Source organism: Citrobacter sp. RHBSTW-00570, from assembly GCF_013739755.1.
Classification (GTDB): domain Bacteria; phylum Pseudomonadota; class Gammaproteobacteria; order Enterobacterales; family Enterobacteriaceae; genus Citrobacter; species Citrobacter braakii.
Window position 1 is genome coordinate 2,508,603 of record NZ_CP056399.1, and the last position, 20,503, is coordinate 2,529,105.

Annotated in this window: 17 protein-coding genes and 1 pseudogene; 12 read left to right on the plus strand and 6 right to left on the minus strand. The window is 53.2% G+C overall.

The window, feature by feature from the left end; translation table 11 throughout:
- Positions 1-1,314, minus strand: a complete 1,314-nt coding sequence (locus tag HV237_RS11925; protein WP_047358129.1) for an SrfA family protein — start codon at positions 1,312-1,314, stop codon at positions 1-3.
- Between the two features lie 282 nt (positions 1,315-1,596).
- On the opposite strand from HV237_RS11925, the gene HV237_RS11930 reads away from it, so the two are divergent.
- Together HV237_RS11930 and HV237_RS11935 are read left to right on the plus strand one after the other, a co-directional pair.
- Entirely contained in the window at positions 1,597-3,195 is a 1,599-nt protein-coding gene (locus HV237_RS11930; protein ID WP_047358130.1) for an ABC transporter substrate-binding protein, read from the plus strand.
- A 17-nt stretch (positions 3,196-3,212) separates the two neighbouring features.
- Positions 3,213-3,446 carry a YdcY family protein gene (locus HV237_RS11935; protein WP_016153143.1) on the plus strand — a complete coding sequence of 78 codons (234 nt, stop codon included), beginning with the start codon at positions 3,213-3,215 and terminating at the stop codon, positions 3,444-3,446.
- Positions 3,447-3,512: 66 nt separating this feature from the next.
- Here the strand turns inward: HV237_RS11935 and HV237_RS11940 are convergent, their stop codons facing one another.
- Both HV237_RS11940 and mddA read right to left on the minus strand, forming a co-directional pair.
- A complete protein-coding gene (locus HV237_RS11940) occupies positions 3,513-3,962 on the minus strand; it encodes a DMT family transporter (protein WP_016156572.1) in 450 nt (149 codons plus the stop codon).
- Positions 3,959-4,477, minus strand: a complete 519-nt coding sequence (gene mddA / locus HV237_RS11945) for an L-methionine sulfoximine/L-methionine sulfone acetyltransferase (protein WP_047358131.1) — start codon at positions 4,475-4,477, stop codon at positions 3,959-3,961. Before mddA ends, HV237_RS11940 begins: the two co-directional genes overlap by 4 nt.
- A 37-nt stretch (positions 4,478-4,514) precedes the next feature.
- On the opposite strand from mddA, the gene HV237_RS11950 reads away from it, so the two are divergent.
- Positions 4,515-5,090, plus strand: coding sequence for an XRE family transcriptional regulator (locus HV237_RS11950; protein WP_046275593.1), 576 nt, complete (start codon positions 4,515-4,517; stop codon positions 5,088-5,090).
- Positions 5,091-5,148: 58 nt separating this feature from the next.
- Entirely contained in the window at positions 5,149-6,186 is a 1,038-nt protein-coding gene (locus HV237_RS11955) for an NADP-dependent oxidoreductase (protein WP_046275592.1), read from the plus strand.
- A 30-nt stretch (positions 6,187-6,216) separates the two neighbouring features.
- Here the strand turns inward: HV237_RS11955 and pqqU are convergent, their stop codons facing one another.
- A complete protein-coding gene (pqqU, locus tag HV237_RS11960; protein WP_047358132.1) occupies positions 6,217-8,337 on the minus strand; it encodes a TonB-dependent receptor PqqU in 2,121 nt (706 codons plus the stop codon).
- A 260-nt stretch (positions 8,338-8,597) separates the two neighbouring features.
- Between pqqU and HV237_RS11965 the strand changes: the two genes are divergently transcribed.
- Positions 8,598-9,659, plus strand: coding sequence for a YncE family protein (locus HV237_RS11965; RefSeq protein ID WP_016153137.1), 1,062 nt, complete (start codon positions 8,598-8,600; stop codon positions 9,657-9,659).
- Positions 9,660-9,795: 136 nt separating this feature from the next.
- A complete protein-coding gene (locus HV237_RS11970) occupies positions 9,796-10,017 on the plus strand; it encodes a YgdI/YgdR family lipoprotein (RefSeq protein WP_047358133.1) in 222 nt (73 codons plus the stop codon).
- Positions 10,018-10,058: 41 nt separating this feature from the next.
- On the opposite strand, the gene ansP is transcribed toward HV237_RS11970, so the two are convergent.
- Together ansP and HV237_RS11980 are read right to left on the minus strand one after the other, a co-directional pair.
- Positions 10,059-11,501: an L-asparagine permease gene (gene ansP, locus HV237_RS11975; protein WP_047358134.1), complete on the minus strand. Its 1,443-nt coding sequence runs from the start codon at positions 11,499-11,501 to the stop codon at positions 10,059-10,061.
- 280 nt (positions 11,502-11,781) lie between these two features.
- Complete coding sequence (locus HV237_RS11980) at positions 11,782-13,323, minus strand: PAS domain-containing methyl-accepting chemotaxis protein (protein WP_047358135.1); 1,542 nt, start codon at positions 13,321-13,323, stop codon at positions 11,782-11,784.
- 516 nt (positions 13,324-13,839) lie between these two features.
- Here HV237_RS11980 and HV237_RS11985 point away from each other — a divergent pair.
- From HV237_RS11985 to HV237_RS12015, 6 genes and pseudogenes are all read left to right on the plus strand, one after another.
- The gene (locus tag HV237_RS11985) at positions 13,840-14,838 is read left to right on the plus strand and encodes an MsnO8 family LLM class oxidoreductase (RefSeq protein WP_046275587.1); all 999 of its coding nucleotides are present in this window, start codon (positions 13,840-13,842) and stop codon (positions 14,836-14,838) included.
- Positions 14,838-15,959 (plus strand): amidohydrolase, encoded by a 1,122-nt coding sequence (locus HV237_RS11990; protein ID WP_047358136.1) that lies wholly within the window; start codon positions 14,838-14,840, stop codon positions 15,957-15,959. The genes HV237_RS11985 and HV237_RS11990 overlap by 1 nt, the downstream gene beginning before the upstream one ends.
- Before the next feature lie 25 nt (positions 15,960-15,984).
- Positions 15,985-18,243 (plus strand): annotated as a pseudogene (locus tag HV237_RS26190) (NtaA/DmoA family FMN-dependent monooxygenase).
- A gap of 10 nt (positions 18,244-18,253) precedes the next feature.
- The gene (locus HV237_RS12005; RefSeq protein ID WP_047358137.1) at positions 18,254-18,763 is read left to right on the plus strand and encodes a GNAT family N-acetyltransferase; all 510 of its coding nucleotides are present in this window, start codon (positions 18,254-18,256) and stop codon (positions 18,761-18,763) included.
- Positions 18,764-18,772: 9 nt separating this feature from the next.
- On the plus strand, positions 18,773-19,699 hold the full coding sequence (locus tag HV237_RS12010) for an amino acid ABC transporter permease (protein WP_047358138.1): 927 nt from the start codon (positions 18,773-18,775) through the stop codon (positions 19,697-19,699).
- Positions 19,683-20,456, plus strand: a complete 774-nt coding sequence (locus tag HV237_RS12015; protein WP_016153129.1) for an amino acid ABC transporter ATP-binding protein — start codon at positions 19,683-19,685, stop codon at positions 20,454-20,456. The genes HV237_RS12010 and HV237_RS12015 overlap by 17 nt, the downstream gene beginning before the upstream one ends.
- Positions 20,457-20,503 lie beyond the last annotated feature (47 nt).

Here is a 20,503-nt window from a genome sequence, read left to right on the forward strand (position 1 = left end):
TCAGGCACCTATCTTTTTGATCGTCAGAGGGATTTCCGCGTGATCGTCATAACGTGCGGTACAGGCGGCGACGTCATTGGTTCCCGCTTTGCAGGTAATTTCCGGCATCGGATAACGTGACCCGTCCGTACAACGGGCATTCCCGCGACTCTTAATCATTAATTCACCTGACTGATGCAAACCGGAGAAAATCTCGGCACGACAAACAATATTGTCGCCATGAACCACGCGCGCCGTGCCTTTATTGGCCTGGATCTGATAGCGCAGCGACGGCGCTTTACCGCTAACCGGATCTTTAACATCAACCATTACGCGCCAGTTACCGTTGAGAAAACGCGTCGTTCCTGCCTTCATCTGGTTGGCATCCATCACCAGCGCATCTTTCGGAATCGCGGCGATCACGACCGGTCCCTCGACAGGTTTTTCTTTTTTGGCAGCCGGAGCCACTTCAGCCCGATGCAGCGGCAGTGCAGATGTCAGTTCTGGCAGCGGTGCCATATCTGCCTTAGCGACGTCTCCAGGGGGAACAGCGGGTACGGGCTGGGTGGTCTGTTGCTTCCACAGCAGCGGCCCAACCATGGCTGCAATGATCACCGCGGCAACGGGCAGGCTCCACAGCGGCAGGCGGCGTGCGGGTTTCTTTTGTGCGAGCGGCGGCGAGACTTCCGGTTCGTTAACAACGACCGGGGGTTGTAGTTCATGTTCAGGTTCAGCCGGTTTAGGTAGCTCAACCACTGGAGTCAGCAAAGGTGCGTCGGCCTCGACAAAGGTGATTTGGGCAGTGATTTCTTCTTCCGGCTCAGGCTCTGCTACGGTGACGACCGGAGGAATATCGGCAAGGCGCAGGCAATCGAGCACATCGTCGCGAGGATTTTCATTCAGATTGACGAAACCCCAGAACGTAATAACGGGTTTACCTTCAACCAGAAACACGTGATTCTCACCAGGAAACTGGATGGCTTTTTCCAGCAGTGAGCCAAACAGTTGCAGGGAGGTTTTACCCGATTGCAGACTTTTACGACTCAGCGCCGCCGCATTTTCCAGCGTGCTTCCCAGATAGCGCAGCGCACGAAAACGGGCCTCTTCATCAGCGGCTTTCCATGCAACGGCTTTCCCTTCAATCGGCGAATACCAGTCAACGCGATCGCCGTTGTCGTTAATTTGTGGGATCGCCAGACAATCCACCATCGCCTGCTGTTTACGCAGGCGAAGCGTTTCACGAATTTGCAATGCTGAATCAAACACGGCCTGACCACCGCCGCCCACGGCCTGATAGTCATCCAAATTGCCGCTGCGCAAGAGAGTTTTTGCCACGTTGTTACCCCTTAGACTTCTTCACGTATCTACTTTACGTTTTATAAAAACGAGCAAACGGTGGAAGAGAGGCAAAAAGGGGCGAATTTTCATGGCATAGAGTGCCGGGAAAAATCTTGACGTTTTGAAAAAGACTTAAGGGAAATTAATTCGCTTAGGGTGATGAATTATTCAGCGAAATACACCGGATTAGAATAACCTGATAGTGATTTGTTATTGGTCAGTTTTTGTCAGCTATGCTCTGATATCCCGGTTAATAATAAAATAAGAAGGCTTATAACCATGATTGCAAGGAAAACGTTACTCGCGCTGGCGCTCAGCGCCGTCTTACCATCAGGCGCGGCGTTCGCGGCCAATACTGACACTCTCATTTACTGCTCAGAAGCGTCGCCAGAGTCATTTAACCCGCAAATCGCCAGTTCCGGTCCATCGTTTGTAGCCAGCTCACAGGTGCTCTACAACCGACTCATCAACTTTGATCCGGTAAAAAATACGCCAGTTCCGTCTCTGGCAACGGACTGGACGATTTCGCCGGACGGTAAGACCTACACTTTTACCCTGCGTCAGGGCGTGAAATTCAACAGTAATAAATTCTTCAAACCAACCCGTGACTTCAACGCTGATGACGTGGTTTTCTCGGTATTACGACAGAAAGATGCCGATCATCCATACCACAAAATTTCTCAGGGAAGCTACGAATACTTCAACGATGTCGGTCTGGATAAACTGATTAAAGAAGTGAAGAAGGTCGATGATTATCATGTTCAGTTTATCCTTAATGAACCTAACGCCGCGTTTCTTGCCGACTGGGGAATGGATTTTGCCTCCATCCTCTCTGCGGAATATGCCGACGTGATGCTGAAAAAAGGCACCCCGGAAAACGTCGATAACTGGCCAATTGGCACCGGGCCATACGTGTTGCAGCAGTACAAGCAGGATTCGCAAATCCGCTATCTCGCCAACCCGAACTACTGGGACGGTGCCGTCCCCACGAAGCACCTGATCTTCTCAATCACGCCAAACGTTCAGACCCGATTGGCGAAACTGCAAACCAATGAATGCCAGATAATTCCGGCACCTGCGCCCGTACAGTTTGATGAGATTAAGAAGAATAAAGAGTTGACACTGCATTCGGTTGAAGCGCTGAACGTCGGCTATCTGGCGTTTAATACCGAGAAAAAACCGTTTGATAACGTGCTGGTGCGTCAGGCGCTTAACTACGCGACAGACAAAAAGGCCATTATTAACGCCGTCTTTTTAGGTTCCGGTACGGTGGCAAAATCGCAAATTCCGCCGAATATGTTGGGGTTCAATAAAGATCTGCAGGATTACGCTTACGACCCGCAGAAAGCGAAAGATCTGCTGAAACAGGCGGGACTGGAAAACGGCTTTGAAGCGACGCTGTGGTCAATGCCGGTTCAGCGCCCATACAACCCGAACTCCCGACGGATTGCCGAGATGATCCAAAGCGACTGGGCGAAGGTTGGCGTGAAGGCGAAAATTGTGTCGTACGAGTGGGGCGAATATCTCTCCGGAATGCGTAAAGGTGAGCATGACACCGCGTTGTTCGGTTGGATGTCAGACAACGGCGATCCGGACAACTTCGCCGATGTACTGCTGGGCTGTGACAGCATTAAAACCGGATCTAACGCCGCGCGCTGGTGCGATAAAGAGTATAATTCGCTGGTTCAAAAGGCGAAACTGGTGAGTAAACCGGAAGAACGCGCCGCGCTTTACCAGCAGTCGCAAGAAATTTTCTACCAGCAGGCTCCGTGGATTGCGTTGGCAAACGGGAAAACGTTTTACGCGACGCGCAGCAACGTCAGCGGATACAGCGTTAGCCTGATGGGCAGCGATTTTTCAAAAGCAAAATTAAATTAATGAGTTAAGGAGAGGTTATGTCGCATCTGGATGAGGTCAGCGCACGTGTTGATGCCGCCATTGAAGAGAGCGTCATTACGCATATGAATGAATTGCTGATTGAACTCAGCGATGATGTCGTGCTGAGCCGGGAAGAACGTTACACCCAGCAACAGCGTTTGCGTACGGCTATCGCACATCATGGCCGTCAGCATAAAGAGGATATGGAAACCCGTCGCGAACAGTTGACCAAAGGCGGCACAATCCTTTAATTCGTTGTGGCCAGATGGCGAAGTAACACCTTATCCGGCCTGCATGTTCAGGCCGGATAAGCGCAATTAAAACGAACGTCTCGCCACCAGCCAGGCCCCAACGACCAGCAGCACCGCGCCGCAGACCGGCCCCACCAACGCCCGCAGCGGTACGCCATGACTGCGCAGAATATCCAGCACCAGTCCGCCGATTAACTGGCTGGCCACCAGCACCGCGATAGTGGTTGCTGCGCCCACATTTTGGTATCCACTGATGCTGGCAAAAACAAAGAACGATCCCAGCAAGCCAGGGATTAGCGTCCACCAGCGCACGCTGGAAACCAGTTCCCCAAACCCCGCCATACCTTGCTTAAACCACAGTATGCTGACAAACAGCACGATCCCGACCAGAGAGTTAAGTAACATGGCGATGAGGATCGTCGAGGACGTCTGCGTGATGCGTACCATCAAGGTATTTTGCACCACCAGACCAATACCTGCGGCAATCAGAAAGGAGAGGGTTAGCGTCTGGTTCATCTGCTGGCATCCGGTTCGCGGCGATCGTCTAACTGCAACTGCATAAAAGTCAGATCCAGCCAGCGCCCAAATTTCGTGCCAACCTGTGGCATTTGCGCGGTGGTTTTAAAACCCAGCGTGCTGTGCAGATGCAGCGACGCCTGATTATGAGACTCAATGCCCGCAACCATCACATGCTTGCCGCACGCGCGGGCTTCTTCTATTAACCTGCTGAGCAGCGCTCGTCCCAGACCTTTACCCTGATGAGCAGGATGGACATACACCGAATGTTCAACGGTATGACGGAATCCATCAAAGTTACGCCAGTCGCCAAAGGAGGCGTACCCTGTAATCACGCCATTCTCTTCACTCACCAGCACCGGATAGCCCATCAACTGGCGGGCTTGATACCATGAGATACGGTTTTCGGCATCGACCGTTTGATCGTTCCAGATAGCCGCCGTATGCAGTACCGCGTGGTTGTAGATTTCTGCAATGGCGGCACAGTCTTCTTTGCTGGCAAATCGAATGGACATGTTGAACCTCAGGGATTGTTCACTATAGTATTACAATATGAATACTATTGAAGACAGCATAAATCAACGGATCGGTGCAAGAATTCGCATTGAGCGGGAATCTCGCGGCTGGTCTCTGACGGAACTCGCTGAGCGCGCAGGCGTGTCGCGGGCGATGATCCATAAAATAGAGCGCGGTGAGAGCAGCCCAACGGCCACGCTGCTGGGCAGGCTCTCCGGTGCCTTTGGCATCAGCATGTCTATGCTGATGGCGCGGGCCGAAATGCAGGAGGGCAAGCTGCTGCGCTTCGCTGATCAGCCTGTGTGGCACGACCCGCAAAGCCACTATCTGCGCCGCCACGTTTCACCGCGCAGCGATCTGCCTATTGATCTGGTGCAGATAGAATTGCCCGCCGGAAGCGATATCCCGATGCCAGCCTCTTCCTACGTGCAGGCAAGACAACTTATCTGGCTACAGCAGGGGGAATTGGTCTTTGTGGAAGGGGACGTGCGTCATGAAATGCGGGCTGGCGATTGCCTGGAGCTTGGCCCGCCGAATGATTGTCGGTTTATCAATGAAACCGCACACCCCTGCGTTTACCTGGTTGTGCGGTTAAATCATGTCGTCAGCTAACTGGCGGACACAGGCTGCTACTATTGATGGAATCATGCCAAAAGCAGAGGAGCACATCATGGGTCAACAGACTAATCGCAATCGCCGCTGGGTACTGGCTTCCCGCCCGCATGGCGCGCCGGTCCCGGAAAACTTCCGTCTTGAAGACGATGAGGTGGCAACGCCGGGTGAAGGCCAGGTTTTACTGCGCACCATTTTTCTTTCCCTCGATCCCTACATGCGAGGACGCATGAGCGATGAGCCGTCTTACTCCCCGCCGGTAGAGATTGGCGGCGTGATGGTTGGCGGGACCGTGAGTCGCGTGGTGTCCTCCAACCATCCTGATTACCAGCCTGGCGAGTGGGTGCTGAGCTACAGCGGCTGGCAGGACTATGATATCTCCGACGGTAACGGGCTGGTGAAACTTGGCGATAATCCCGAACATCCCTCCTGGGCGCTGGGAGTGATGGGGATGCCAGGATTTACTGCTTATATGGGGCTGCTGGATATCGGTCAGCCAAAAGCGGGGGAAACGCTGGTTGTGGCCGCCGCCACCGGCCCGGTTGGCGCAACGGTAGGGCAGATTGGTAAGCTCAAAGGCTGCCGGGTGATCGGGGTTGCAGGCGGGGCAGAGAAATGCCGACATGCCACCGAGGTATTAGGCTTTGATGTCTGCCTCGATCACCATGCACAAGATTTTGCGCAACAGCTGGCAAAAGCCTGTCCGCAGGGGATCGATATTTACTACGAAAACGTCGGCGGTAAGGTATTCGACGCCGTTCTGCCATTGCTCAATACCTCTGCGCGCATTCCGCTGTGCGGACTGGTCAGCGGTTACAACGCCACAACACTTCCTGGCGGACCCGATAGATTACCTTTGCTGATGGCAACGCTGCTGAAAAAGCGAATCCGGATGCAGGGCTTTATCATTGGTCAGGATTATGGTCACCGCATTCAGGAGTTTCAGCGGGAGATGGGGCGCTGGGTTAAAGAGGGAAAAATCCATTACCGCGAGCAAATCACCGACGGTCTGGAAAATGCGCCGCAGACCTTTATCGGCCTGCTGACGGGAAAAAACTTCGGTAAAGTGGTGATTCGTCTTGCAGACGATGCGTAAAACGGATGGCGGGAGTCATTCCCGCCAGTGTTACTCAAAACGCCAGGCCAGATTAATCCCTACGCCATAGTTTCGTCCTGGCGCCGGTTCGTAATATCGACCATTTGCCTCATTCACTATCACCGAACCGACGTAGGACTTATCAAGCAGATTATCCACCCGACCGAACAGGTCGAACATCAGACTGCGGTAATAAAATTTATAGCCGGTATTTAAACCCACTACGGTATAGGACGGGGCTTGCGCCGTATTTTCATCATTGGCCATAATGTTGCTCATATAACGAACATCAGTTCCCGCATACCAACCTTCATCAGGCACGTAGCCCAGCGAAGCAAATCCCATGTTTTGCGCAATGCCAGGCAGGCGGTTGCCGTTGCAGTTTTGATCGCCACAGACGTTGCTGCGGTAGGTCGCATCCAGCCAGGTCCATGCAGCTTTTACGCGCCAGCTTGCGGCAAAGCGTTGGTCCCAGGATAACTCACCTCCCTGACGGCGGGTTTTTCCAGCGTTTTTGTAGGTTGTCCGCCCGCCGCTACTGCTGTCAACCACGATCTCGTCATCGGTATCGGTCTGGAATAGCGCTGCGGTAAACAGCCCATCGCCGATACGCGTTTTACTGCCGATTTCCACGGTATCGTTTGTGGAAGGCTGTAGGTCAAAATTCATCCCACTTTGACCGTCGGAGCGGTAAGACAACTCGTTGATGGTGGGCGTTTCGAACCCGCGTCCTGCGGCCAGGTAGACGTTCCAGGCATCGGTGATGGCGTATTTTAACGATCCAGCAGGTAACCACTGGTGATAGCTGGCGTCACCGCTGTCATCTGCGTTACCAGGCGTAATATAGCGATCGTTAGAATCAAACCACACCGAACTGTAGCGAATGCCGGCATCCAGCGAGAGTTTCTGCGTTAATTGCCACTGGGTTTGCAGATAGGGATCGACATTCCACATCAGGTTACGTTCGTTACGTCGTAAGTCGCCTTTTTGACCATATTCTGGCACGCCATCATCAAGGCGAAAGTTGTTGTAGCCTTTACGGTTTTCGCTCATGTTTTCGTAATTCAGACCGGTGGTGAAGGTCACGGGTACGCCCAGCTCGCCACGGTGAGTCCAGCGGTTGTCTATCCCCTGATAATGACGGTGCAGGGTAATAACGCCTCCGGCATGAGAGGGTTTTAACTGCGGGGCCATCGGGATCGACTGATACTGAGTGGTTTCACGCTCGCCTGCATAAGTCATGATGCTGATATCATCCTTCGCGCTAAGCTGGCGTTCATAGCGCAACCCCGCCTGGGTCTGCTTGATGGTTTTTCGCGTGTTGTATTGCTCAGCGCGGGGAGATTGCTGCGGATTGGCCTGCCACTCCGACTCGGTAAGACCACCAGGATCATCAGCTTTACTCTCTACACTATTGAAAATCAGGGTTAGTTTGCTCGTATCGTCCATGCGCACGCCCAGTTTGGCATTGGCCAGATTTTTTTGTGCGCTGCTGCGATCGCGATAACCATGGGTGGTAAACCGGGTTGTTGAAATGGTGTAATCCACATCCCCTCGCTGTGTGCCATCGCCCAGTGCGCCCGTTGCTTTTAACCCGTAGCGCCAACTGCCAAAACTGCCGTAATAACTGCTGGCTTCAATGGTTGGCGGCTCATGTCCCGTTTCAGTGCTGACATTCATCACTCCACCAGACGCATTGCCATACAGAGCAGAGAAGGGGCCGCGTAAAACCTCAATATTTTGTACGCTGCTGATATCAATATTGAATGTTTGACCCTGCCCATCCGGCATGGTTGCCGGGATCCCGTCGACATACAAACGAATGCCGCGGATGCCATAAGTGGTTCGCGAACCAAATCCGCGAATCGACAACTGGAGATCCTGGGCGTAGTTCTGCCGATTTTGCACCTGCAGCCCAGGGACGCTGGTCAGGGATTCAGACAGGTTAATTCGCGGCGTTGCCAGACGCATATCTTCTCCGTCAACGACGCTGACGGCGGCAGGGGTGTCCAGTTCAGAAACGGACTGTGGTGTCGCGCTAACGATCAGCGTTTGATCGTTTATCTCACTTTCTGCCACGGCATAAGGCGAGAGGAAGACAGGCAGTAAAGAAACAGGAAGTGCAGTGTAGCGGGCTGAAAAAATCGTCATGAACAAGGCCAGTTAATGATGCTTACGCCGTAACACCGGCGATAAGCGCGTGAATTTTTTTATAAAAGATGAATTTTAGCGCTGCTGAATTGCGCTAATTTTTCGGGCAATGACAACGATTGTAGTCAATATGTGAAGAAGTGCTCCACTTTGAGATGAATAATGATTACTATTCTCATTCTTAAAAAAGGCAAAACCATGATTTTGCTCATTGAAGCTATGTGAAGCAGTAACAAACGAATTTATCAAAGGGAGTCGTCATGTCTTTACGTCATCTGTTTTCGCCGCGTCTGCGTGGTTCTTTACTGTTAGGTTCACTGCTCGTTGCATCATCTTTTACTACGCAGGCTGCAGAAGAACTGCTGCGCAAAGCCGTGGGTAAAGGCGCCTATGAAATGGCATACAGTCAGCAAGAGAACGCGCTGTGGCTGGCGACCTCGCAGAGCCGCAAACTGGATACCGGCGGGGTGGTTTACCGTCTTGACCCGGTCACCCTCGAAGTGACTCAGGTTATTCATAACGATCTCAAACCGTTTGGCGCCACCATCAACAACGCCACGCAAACGCTGTGGTTCGGCAACACGGTAAACAGCGCGGTGACGGCAATGGATGCTAAAACGGGCGCGGTGAAAGGACGTCTGGTGCTGGATGCGCGTAAGCGTTCTGAAGACGTTCGCCCACTGCAGCCGCGTGAGCTGGTCGCTGATGACGCCACCAACACGGTATACATTAGCGGTATTGGTAAAGAGAGCGTGATTTGGGTGGTGGACGGTGATGCCATTAAATTGAAGGACACCATTCAAAATACCGGCAAAATGAGCACCGCTCTGGCTGTCGACAGCAAGGCTAAACGCCTGTACACCGCCAATGCGGACGGTGAATTCATCACCATCGATACCACCACCAACAAAATTCTCAGCCGTAAAAAGCTGCTGGATGATGGAAAAGAGCATTTCTTCATCAACCTGAGCCTGGACACGGCGGGCAACCGCGCCTTTGTCACCGACTCTAAAGCGGCGGAAGTGCTGGTAATCGACACCCGTAATGGCAACGTCCTGGCAAAAGTCGCCGCGCCGGAATCCCTGGCCGTGCTGTTTAACCCGGCGCGTAACGAGGCCTACGTGACCCATCGTCAGGCCGGCAAAGTGAGCGTGATCGACGCGAAAAGCTATAAAGTCGTTAAAACGTTCGAGACCCCAACATTCCCGAATAGCCTGGCGCTCTCCGCCGACGGTAAAACCCTGTACGTGAGCGTGAAACAGAAGTCCACCCGCGAGCAGGAAGCCACCCAGCCGGACGATGTTATTCGTATTGCGCTGTAATTAACCGGAGGGGGAAACCCCTCCTGTCACTTCTCTAAATCCCCCGATACGCCTCGTTACACCCCGCCAGTAGCCTGACCTACTTCAGGGACTTACACTACGCCCTCAACGGCTAACTGAATAACACGGGAATACCATGAAAGAGCCATTTATCTGTCTTTGTGCAGGCGTAATGCTGTTTACATTGGCAGGATGCACCACCGATTACGTCATGACGACCAAAAGCGGACAAACCATCACCACCCAGGGTAAGCCAAAACTGGATAAAGACACGGGAATGACCAGTTATACCGATCAGGATGGGAATGCGCGGGAAATTAACAGCAACGACGTAGCGCAGTTGATTGAAGCGAACTAAAAAAGAAGGCCTGAAGGATTAACCTGTCAGGCCTTCTGCCGTTATGGCGCGGTGCGGTGGATCTCTGCAACGCGTTTACGCACGCCGAACCAGCCCGCGACCAGCAGGATGGCAATCAGCGGTAATGACGCGATGGTATAGGTGCCGTTTGGATAGTCAAACGCCATCAATACCAGTACGCTCACCAGGAACAGCAGCGTTAACCACGAGGTAAACGGTGCGCCCGGCAGTTTAAAGCTGACGTCTGCCGTTTTACCTTCTTTTATGGCCCGGCGCAGACGCATCTGACAGACCATGATAAATCCCCACGACGCAATAATGCCCAATGACGCGAAGTTCAACACGATCTCAAACACCTGTGACGGCACCAGATAGTTCAGGAATACCCCGACGACATACACGACCAGCGTGGCGAGGATCCCGGCCCAGGGCACCTGTTGACGGCTCATTTTAGCCATGAATTTCGGTGCCGAACCGCCCATCGACATGGAGCGTAAAATACGCCCGGTGCAGTACAACCCTGAGTTAAGGCTGGAAAGCGCCGCGGTGAGCACCACAATATTCATGATACTGCCAATGTACGGCACGCCCAGTTTGGAAAAGAAGGTCACAAACGGGCTTTGCCCCGCCTGATAGGCGTTCCAGGGCAGTAGCAGAACCAGCAGCACGACAGAACCCACATAGAACAGACCAATACGCCAGATAACGCTATTGATTGCTTTTGGCACCATCGTTTGCGGATCTTTGCACTCACCGGCGGCGGTACCCACCAGTTCAATAGAGGCAAAGGCGAAAACCACACCCTGTACCAGTACCAGCGCAGGCAGCAGGCCATGCGGGAAGAAGCCGCCGTTGTCGGTAATCAGGTGAAAACCCGTGGCGTTACCATCCAGCGGCTTTCCGGTACCTAAAAAAACGGTACCCACCACCAGGAAAATCACAATTGCCAGTACCTTAACCAGCGCAAACCAAAACTCCATCTCCGCGAACCACTTCACGCCGATCATGTTCATGGTGCCGACAATAGCCAGCGCGCCGAGGGCGAACACCCACTGCGGCACGTCGCCAAACGCGCCCCAGTAGTGCATATACAACGCCACCGCGGTGATATCGACAATGCCGGTCATCGCCCAGTTGATGAAGTACATCCAGCCAGCCACATAGGCGGCTTTCTCACCTAAAAATTCACGGGCGTAGGAAACGAAGCTACCGCTGGAAGGGCGATGTAAAACCAGTTCGCCGAGCGCGCGCAGTATAAAGAACGAAAAAATACCGCATACCAGATAGACCAGCGCCAAAGCCGGGCCGGCCATCTGCAGGCGTGCGCCTGCCCCTAAAAACAACCCGGTACCAATTGCGCCGCCAATGGCGATCATTTGTACCTGTCGATTGCCCATCGCTTTGTGATACCCCTCTTCGTGAGCATTCAACCAGCGTCGTTTCGCCGCATGTTGTTCCGCGGCTTGCGTGTTGTTTGTGTTCATTACGATTCCTGTTGACCTGACAAAAATACAACATCCTTTTTGCCGCACCTGCTGCGGCGAAAACAGCCTTACCCTTCATTGTGTTACGGGGGAAAACTGCTGGCCGAGCATCCTACATTCAATTGATTGGTTCCGCAAAGCCCCGGTAACAAGAATTCAGCATTTTTATGCAGCCGGTACTGGCGCGGTGTGGCCTCGATTCAGCCAATAAAAGAGAAGGGCGTTTATGCCTGTAGAGGAGTGCGCTTATCGAGACATTCACCCAATAAGCGCCGTAACGTTATGCCGATACGCCAAAGACCTGAACGGCCTGCTGTAAGCGTGATGAACGCTGGGTCAGATCGGCGGTGGCGTCGGTGACGCGCTCCACCATCTCGGCATTATTGTGTGTCATGGTGCCAACGCGTGAAATTGAATCGTTAATCAGATCCAAAGCCTGGGTTTGCTCACGCGTGGCCAGACTAATGTCTTTGATCATCATCGACATCTGCAGTACATCCCCAATCATCCCGGTGAGATGCGTTTCCGTTTGCTCCACCATTTTGACGCCGTTATTAACATTGGCGACGTTCTTCTCAATAAGCTGTTTGATCTCTTTTGCCGCAGACGCCGAGTGTTGGGCCAGATTGCGGACTTCTGCCGCGACAACGGCGAAGCCACGCCCGGATTCCCCGGCTCGCGCGGCTTCAACCGCGGCATTGAGCGCCAGAATATTGGTCTGAAAGGCGATGCTGTCGATCACGCCAATGATGTCAACGATCTGCCCGTTGTCACGCGATATCGCCTGCATCATGGCGATAGTTTGTTTCATGATATCACCGCCTTCTGCAGCGTTGGCGCTGGTTTTATCGGCCATGGTCATGGTATGTGCCGCCGTCTCAGCGGTTTGTTGTACCGCGCTACCAATTTCTTCAATGGCCGCAGCGGTTTGTTGCAGGTCGGCAGAGGTTTCTTCTGAACGCTGATGCAGCGCCGTACCTTCTTTTGACACCCGCTGACTGATAGCGCGAATACCGGAAATTTGCGTACTGACGTCATCGACCAGAGAATTCAGATTAAGCCCGGACTGATTAACCAGTCGCATTAGCATTCCGATCTCATCCACCCGATTTAAATGACAGTTATCAGGTTTACGACCGGACACCACTTTCTTCATTTGCGTCAGGAGCGTATTAACTGGCTGACAAATTTGATACTTAAGGTAAATAGCCAGCGCCAGAAATAACACCAGCAAGCCACCCGACTGAATAAATGGATTAAACGGGGCGAAGATAAATAGCAAAGCGAGCAGGGCCGTCACCCCTAAAGAATAATTGACGCGCTGGCTGATATTCAGCCATTTAAACATGGAGGTCCATGCCAATAAGCCGCGACGAATGATAATCCCTTTAAAAAGTCGAAAGCTTTTAAACTGCTGACTATTCATTTTTTGGTATAAACTTTCGCTGTGAGTTATTTCATCACGCGAAGGAACGGTACGCACTGAGATGTAACCGGTGAGTTTTTCATTGTGCCAGACCGGCGTAACGTTGGCGCGAACCCAGTAATGGTCACCATTTTGGCGGCGGTTTTTCACCATACCCGTCCAGCTGTCTCCCTGCTGTAGCGTGTACCACATATCAGCGAATGCAGCGGGAGGCATGTCAGGATGGCGAATAATATTATGCGCTTCGCCCATTAATTGATCTTCGTTAAATCCGCTGGCATCGATAAAAGCAGAGTTAGCGTAGGTAATATGACTTTCTTTATCCGTCGTTGAAAGCAGCGTCGCTTTGTCGTTAAGTGCGTGCTCAATTTGTGTAACGGGCATGTTACTTTTCATAGAGGCCCCATAATGATATGTATAATCCATACAAAAATTCCCGCAATAAAATCGGGAGGAATATTAAAAAGCCGTTTTAAACCGTTTTAATAAGAAACGCTGCATTCTCTACTAATCATCATTTCTGTGGAAGTATTTAAATTAAAAAATCTCTGTGGAATATTCATTCAGGGTCATAAAATTGAAACATTTTATACAACCGCATAACGTTTTAAGTCATTTAACCTGACTTAACGTAAATCGCGTTAAAAAACGTTTCCGCAAAAAGAAAACTGGCATGAAATGATTTGGATGTTATTCCCGTGAGACCAACGACCCTATTATATTTTGTAGGCCATACATTCCGCGTGTTTTCAGTTTCGTGTTCCGACCAGTACAAGGCGATCCGAATTTTAACCCTGACAGCGTCAGGGCTGGTTATCTACTTTTTAGCTGAGCAAATGTGAATTAAATGTTTCTGCATGGTTATCTGATAATTTAATAATAATGACATGTTAACAAGCATAGGCCCGTAACATGTCATATCGCCTGAGTATTCTGGATAAAAGCCCCCTCGGGGAAGGTGAAACCGCCGCGATGGCGCTTGCCCGGACGTTGCGTCTGGCGCAGCGGGCAGAAGAGTGGGGATACCATCGTTTCTGGATCGCGGAACACCATAATACGCCACAGCTGGCCAGCCCATCACCGGAGCTGGTGATTGCCTGGATCCTCGGGCAAACCCAGCGTATTCGCGTAGGCTCCGGTGGCGTGATGCTGCAACATTACAGCCCGTACAAAGTGGCGGAAAACTTCAATCTTCTGGCCTCGCTGGCACCCGGGCGTGTCGATCTCGGCGTAGGGAAAGCCCCTGGCGGCTTACCACTGTCGACTCGGGCACTACAGCAAGGAGTGCATCAGGATGAAAAAGGCAGTTTTGCCGACCAACTTTCCCAGCTTAACGACTGGCTGACGCTGAGCGGCACGGAAAGTGGGGAAACGGTATTTCCGACGCCAATCCCACCGATACCGCCGGAAGGATTTGTCCTGGGAGCCAGTGTGCAAAGCGCACAGTTAGCAGCGCAATTCAATTGGCATTTTATCTTCGCGGCACACCTCAACGGTGACCGCGCGTTATTGCGTGACGTTTTGTCCTTCTGGCAGACCCACAGCGCACGTCCGACGATAGTTGCCGTCCAGGTGATTGTGGCTGACAGTAGCGATACCGCCGCGCAGCTTGCGGAAAACGTGCAAATCTGGGGCGTGGAGCTGGAGAATGGTCAACGTGTCACGGTAGCCAGCGAAGAGCAGGCGCTGGCATTCGCCGCGCAGGCCGGCAGTCCGCCACGCAAAATCGCGCGTCGTGAGCAGGCGTTGTTACACGGCACGGCTCAGGAGGTGATGGCGAAGCTGAATGCCCTGCATACGCAATTTGGCATTGATGAGTTCATTATCGACACGCCAGTGGCGGAAGGTCACGCGCGTCTGACATCGCTGCGGTTGCTGGCGCAAGCCCATAACGCCGTGGAGGTGCTCTGATGACTCTGGCCTCAACGCTTATCAACTGGCGTCGTGAATTACACCAGCACCCGGAACTTTCCCTGCAAGAGGCGGCAACGACGGCGCGCATTCACGCCTGGCTGCACGCAGCGGACGTCGAGATTTTGCCGTTCGACCTGAAAACCGGTCTGGTCGCGGAAATCGGGCAGGGAGACGAGGTCATCGCGCTGCGAGCGGATATCGATGCGCTACCGATTGAAGAAAGCGCCGATGTGCCGTTTCGCTCCCTCACACCGGGAGTGATGCATGCCTGCGGGCATGACGTCCACACCAGCGTCATGCTGGGCGCCGCGCTGCTGCTTAAACAACAGGAAACACACTTACCGGGTCGAGTACGTATTTTGTTTCAGCCCGCTGAAGAGAGTTTCGGTGGCGCAAAAACGCTGATCCGCGCCGGTGCGCTGCACAACGTTGCGGCTATTTTTGGCATGCACAATGAGCCAGGTTTACCGGTGGGGGAATTTGCCACACGCGGCGGTGCGTTCTATGCCAACGTCGATCGCTTCGTGCTGCGTATTAATGGCAAGGGCGCACATGCGGCGCGTCCGCATGAAGGCAGAGATGCCATCCTGCTCGCCAGCCAACTGGTCACGGTGTTGCAAAGCGTTGCCAGTCGCGACGTTAACACACTGGATTCAGTGGTGCTTAGCGTGACCCGTATTCAGGGAGGAAATACATGGAATGTGTTGCCAGAATCTGTTGAGCTGGAAGGGACGCTCAGAACGCACCGGACTTCGGTGCAACAGCAGGTTAAAGCACGGGTTAATGACATCGCCGCCGGTTTTGCCCACGCCTTTGGCGCACAAATCGACGTTATCTGGCATGCGGGGCCGACCGCGTTGGTAAACGATGCTCGTTGGGCCGATATCGCAACCGCCGTGGCGAAACAATCAGGCTACACCACCCATCATGCCGACCTGCATATGGGAGGCGAGGATTTTGCCGTCTATTTGCAAAATACGCCTGGGGCATTTGTCAGTATTGGCAGCGCCAGTGAATACGGATTACATCACCCGGGCTTCAATCCGGACGAACGTTTAATTGAACCTGCCGCGCATTACTTTGCACAGCTAGCAAAAACGGCATTCGCACATCTTTAAGTTTACCTGTTGGGTAGGGGTTATTATGGCTGAAAATCGGCAACTACGGCTCGGCACTATTCTGCATGGCGCAGCGGGAAATATGTCCGCATGGCGTCATCCGGCGGCACAGGCCGATGCCAGTATTAATTTTGATTTTGTCAAAGAGACGGCGCTTATTGCGGAAAAAGGGAAGCTGGATTTTATTTTTGTCGCCGATGGTCTGTATATTAATGAAAAATCAATTCCACACTTTTTAAATCGCTTTGAGCCGCTGACGGTATTATCTGCTTTGGCCAGCATTACCCAAAATCTGGGATTGGTTGGCACGGTATCCACGTCATACAGCGAGCCGTTTACTACCGCACGGCAGTTCGCCAGCCTTGATCATCTCAGCCAGGGGCGAGCCGGATGGAACGTGGTCACGTCACCTCTGGAGGGTTCGGCAAAGAACTATTCCCGTGCCCAGCATCCAGAACATGCCCTGCGTTATCGTATCGCCGATGAATATTTACAGGTGGTGAAAGGACTGTGGGATTCCTGGGAAGATGATGCTTTTACCCGTAATAAGGCAAGCGGAGAGTTTTTTAATCCGCAAAAACTGCACACGCTTAACCATCATGGAGATTATTTTCAGGTCGCAGGGCCGTTAAATATTGGGCGCACGCCACAAGGCCGTCCGATTATATTCCAGGCGGGCGCTTCACAGGATGGTAAGAAATTAGCGGCGCAGCATGCCGATGCTATTTTTACCCATCAGGAGTCGCTGGCGGAGGCCAAAGAGTTCTATCAGGATGTAAAAAGCCAGTTGGCCTACGCCGGGCGACATCCCGAACAACTGCATATATTCCAGGGCGTCAGCGTGATTGTTGGCGACAGCGCAGAGGATGTTGAGCAGCAGTATCAGACTACCGCTGCGCTGGTCTCTATTACCGACGCGCTGAACTACCTGGGCCGCTATTTTGAACATCATGATTTCGCCCAATATCCACTGGACGCACCGTTCCCGGATTTGGGTTCCCTTGGACAAAACAGCTTTCGCAGTACGACTGATGAGATCAAACGCAACGCGCGTGAGCGTGGCTTAACGCTACGCCAGGTTGCTCTGGAAGCGGCCAGTCCACGCCCACGTTTCAGCGGTACGCCACAACAGGTTGCCGATGGTCTTCAGCAGTGGTTCGACGAAAAAGCCGCAGACGGTTTTATCATCCAGGGGGGAACGCCAGATACCTTCCCGCGTTTTGTCGAACAGGTTGTCCCCGTGCTTCAGGCGCGTGGCCTGTTCCGCCATGAATATCCCGGTACGACCCTGCGCGCAAGCCTGGGACTCGCGACACCTGCAAACCAATTCACACAATAAGAGAAAAACGCTATGCAGAAAAAATCAGTCTTCCTCGCGCTGTCACTGGCTTTCAGCGCTAACGTCTGGGCAAATGATGTGACTATTAACGGTACGGGCGTAAGCCTGGAAGCCAATAAAACGCCAATCAATACGGCAAAAAATCCGCAGGCGATTGCGCAGTTGCCCGCGAATCTGCACCTGGCCGTACCGGGTAAATTCACCGTGGCGATTGCCGGGTTAAGCCAGCCGCCGCTGACCGTCTTTGCCGATGACAATAAGACACTGATCGGCAGCGAGGCGGACATCGCTCGTCTGGTGGCTGACAGTCTGGGGCTGGAACTCAACGTCGTGCCCACGTCATGGGAAGACTGGCCGCTGGGCGTCACGTCCGGCAAATATGATGCCGCGATCAGCAATATTACCGTCACCAAAGCCCGCAAAGAGAAATTCGATTTCGCGACGTATCGTAAGGACTCCCTTGGCTTCTATGTCAAAACCGGCAGTAAGCTGAAGAAAATCGAGCAGGCAGAAGATATCGCCGGTCTGCGTATCATCGTCGGTTCGGGGACAAATCAGGAAGCCATCCTGCTCGCCTGGAACGATGAGAACGTGAAGAAAGGTCTGCAGCCGTTTACGCCGGTGTATACCAAAGATGATGCCGCGCAAACCCTGGCCCTGCAGTCAGGCCGTGCCGATGCTTACTTCGGTCCTAACGTTATCGGCGCGTGGAAAGCTGCACTCAACGGTAAAACGCAACGGGTGGGCAGCGTTGATGGCGGTTGGCCAAAAGCGGCACACATCGCTGTGACGCTGAAAAAGGACAGCGGTCTGGTTCTGCCGGTACAAACCGCCCTCAACGGCGTAATTGGCAACGGCGACTATGACAAGGTGCTGAACCGCTGGGGAGAAGGGGTGGAACGTATTCCGCAATCTGAAATCAACCCGGCCGGTTTAGGCGACTAAGGAGGTCATCGTGAGCGATCAATTTCGCGTGGTCTCACCTGAAGCCAGCGAGCTGCAGCCAATTTTGAACGGTCTGTTCGGTGAATATGCCGCCCGCTATGGCGATTATTTTTCTCGCGACGCTGAAGTGGAGCTGACCGAATGGTATCTGGCACCGCAGGGACTTTTCGTGGTACTGGAGCGCAGCGGCGAGATTATCGCCATCGGGGCCTACAAACCTTACGACAAAGACACCGCCGAGATTAAGCGCATCTGGACGAAAAGCAGCCTGCGCCAGCAGGGGCTGGCGGCGCGCGTGGTGCAGGAGCTGGAACGCAGGGCGCTGCTGGCGGGCTACAGCCGGATTTATCTGACCACGGGATTTCGCCAGCCAGAGGCCGTGCGACTTTATTTAAGCCAGGGTTACGATCCGCAGTTTGATACAGCGCGCGATCCCGAAGAGTACAGCCTGCCACCGTTTGATGGCCGGCTGCGCTTTACCAAACTGTTGACCATCGCCGGTCAGGCCAGAATAGCCTGAGGAGAGAAAATGAAAACGACGGAGAGTATTAAAGTCGTACCGGCGCGCTATCCGATGCGCACCGCAGGAGCAGTCATGGCCTTGTTTGTCCTGGCGGTGATTATCCAGTCCGTGGCGTTTAATCCGCGCTGGGAATGGGGCGTGTTTGCCCGTTGGTTCTTTGATCCGGTTATCTTGTCCGGCCTTGGGCAAACTCTGCTACTGACGCTTATCGGTACGCTGTTGAGTATTATCATCGGTGGTCTGCTGGCGCTGGCACGGCTTTCATCTTCCTGGTTGCTGAACGGCCTGGCATGGGGATACATCTGGCTGTTTCGTTCGTTACCGCTGATTGTGGTGCTCATCGTTTTGTACAACTTCTCCTATTTGTACGACACGCTGGCGATTGGTATTCCGTTTACTCCCATTCAATGGGGCAGTTTTGAGACCATCAATGTGCTCGGCCAGTTTTCCACCGCGGTGGTTGGCCTGACGCTGGTGCAAAGCGCCTATACCGCTGAAATTATTCGTGGTGGATTTTTAGGGGTTGACCACGGCCAGTACGAGGCAGCGGCAGCGCTGGGCTTACCCGCATGGCGACGTACGCTGCGGATTATTCTGCCGCAGGCGCTGCGCACCATTTTGCCTGCTGGCTTCAATGAAATCATCAGTCTGGCGAAAGGGACGGCGATGGTATACGTGCTGGCAATGCCAGAGCTGTTCTACACCATCCAGATGATCTACAACCGCACGCAGGAAGTGATCCCGCTGCTGATGGTGGGTGCGGTGTGGTATCTGGTGATCACCAGCGTCCTGTCGTTAATTCAGCACCTGGTCGAACGCGCGCTGGCCCGCAGCGAGCGACGTTCAGCAATCAATACCGCCCGGGTGAGCCGTGCAGAAAAACGCAACCGTCAACGTCCGCAGCAGGAGGCCATCCATGTCCCACTCGCCTGAAGGCCATATTTCCATTACCGGCGTCAGCAAATATTTCGGTCGCCACAAAGCGCTGGATAATGTGTCGCTGGAGATCCCTCCCGGAACGGTAACGGTTATTCTTGGCCCGTCCGGTTCAGGAAAATCCACACTCTTGCGGACGATCAACCATCTGGAGCGCGTCGATGAAGGGTTTATTCAAATCGATGGCGATTATATTGGTTATCGTCGGCAGGGAGACAAGCTGTATGAGCTGAAAGAGGCGGAAATTTTGCGCCAGCGCGTTAACGTCGGCTATGTGTTCCAGAATTTTAATCTGTTCCCGCACTTAACGGTGCTGGAGAATTTGATTGAAGCGCCCATTGCGCACGGTCTGGCATCGCGTAAAGCCGCCACCGAGCGGGCATTAACTCTGCTTGATGCCGTTGGCTTGCGTAATAAAGCCGATGCCTGGTCGCGTCATCTCTCCGGCGGTCAGCAGCAGCGTATCGCTATAGCCCGTGCGCTGGCGCTAAATCCACGCGTTATGCTGTTTGATGAACCCACTTCTGCGCTGGATCCTGAACTGGTAGGCGAAGTTCTGGATGTCATCAAAGCACTGGCGCAGTCGGGAACCACGCTGGTTGTTGTGACGCACGAGATTGGGTTCGCCCGGGAAGTGGCGGATCAGGTGGTGTTTATGGTCGATGGCAAAATTGTCGAGCAGGGCAGCAGCGAGCAGGTGCTGAATCATCCACGCCACACGCGCACCCAGCAGTTCTTGTCGAAAGTGCTGTGAACTTGCAGGGAAAGATAGGCAGGCCTGCATAGACTGACGAATGCTGC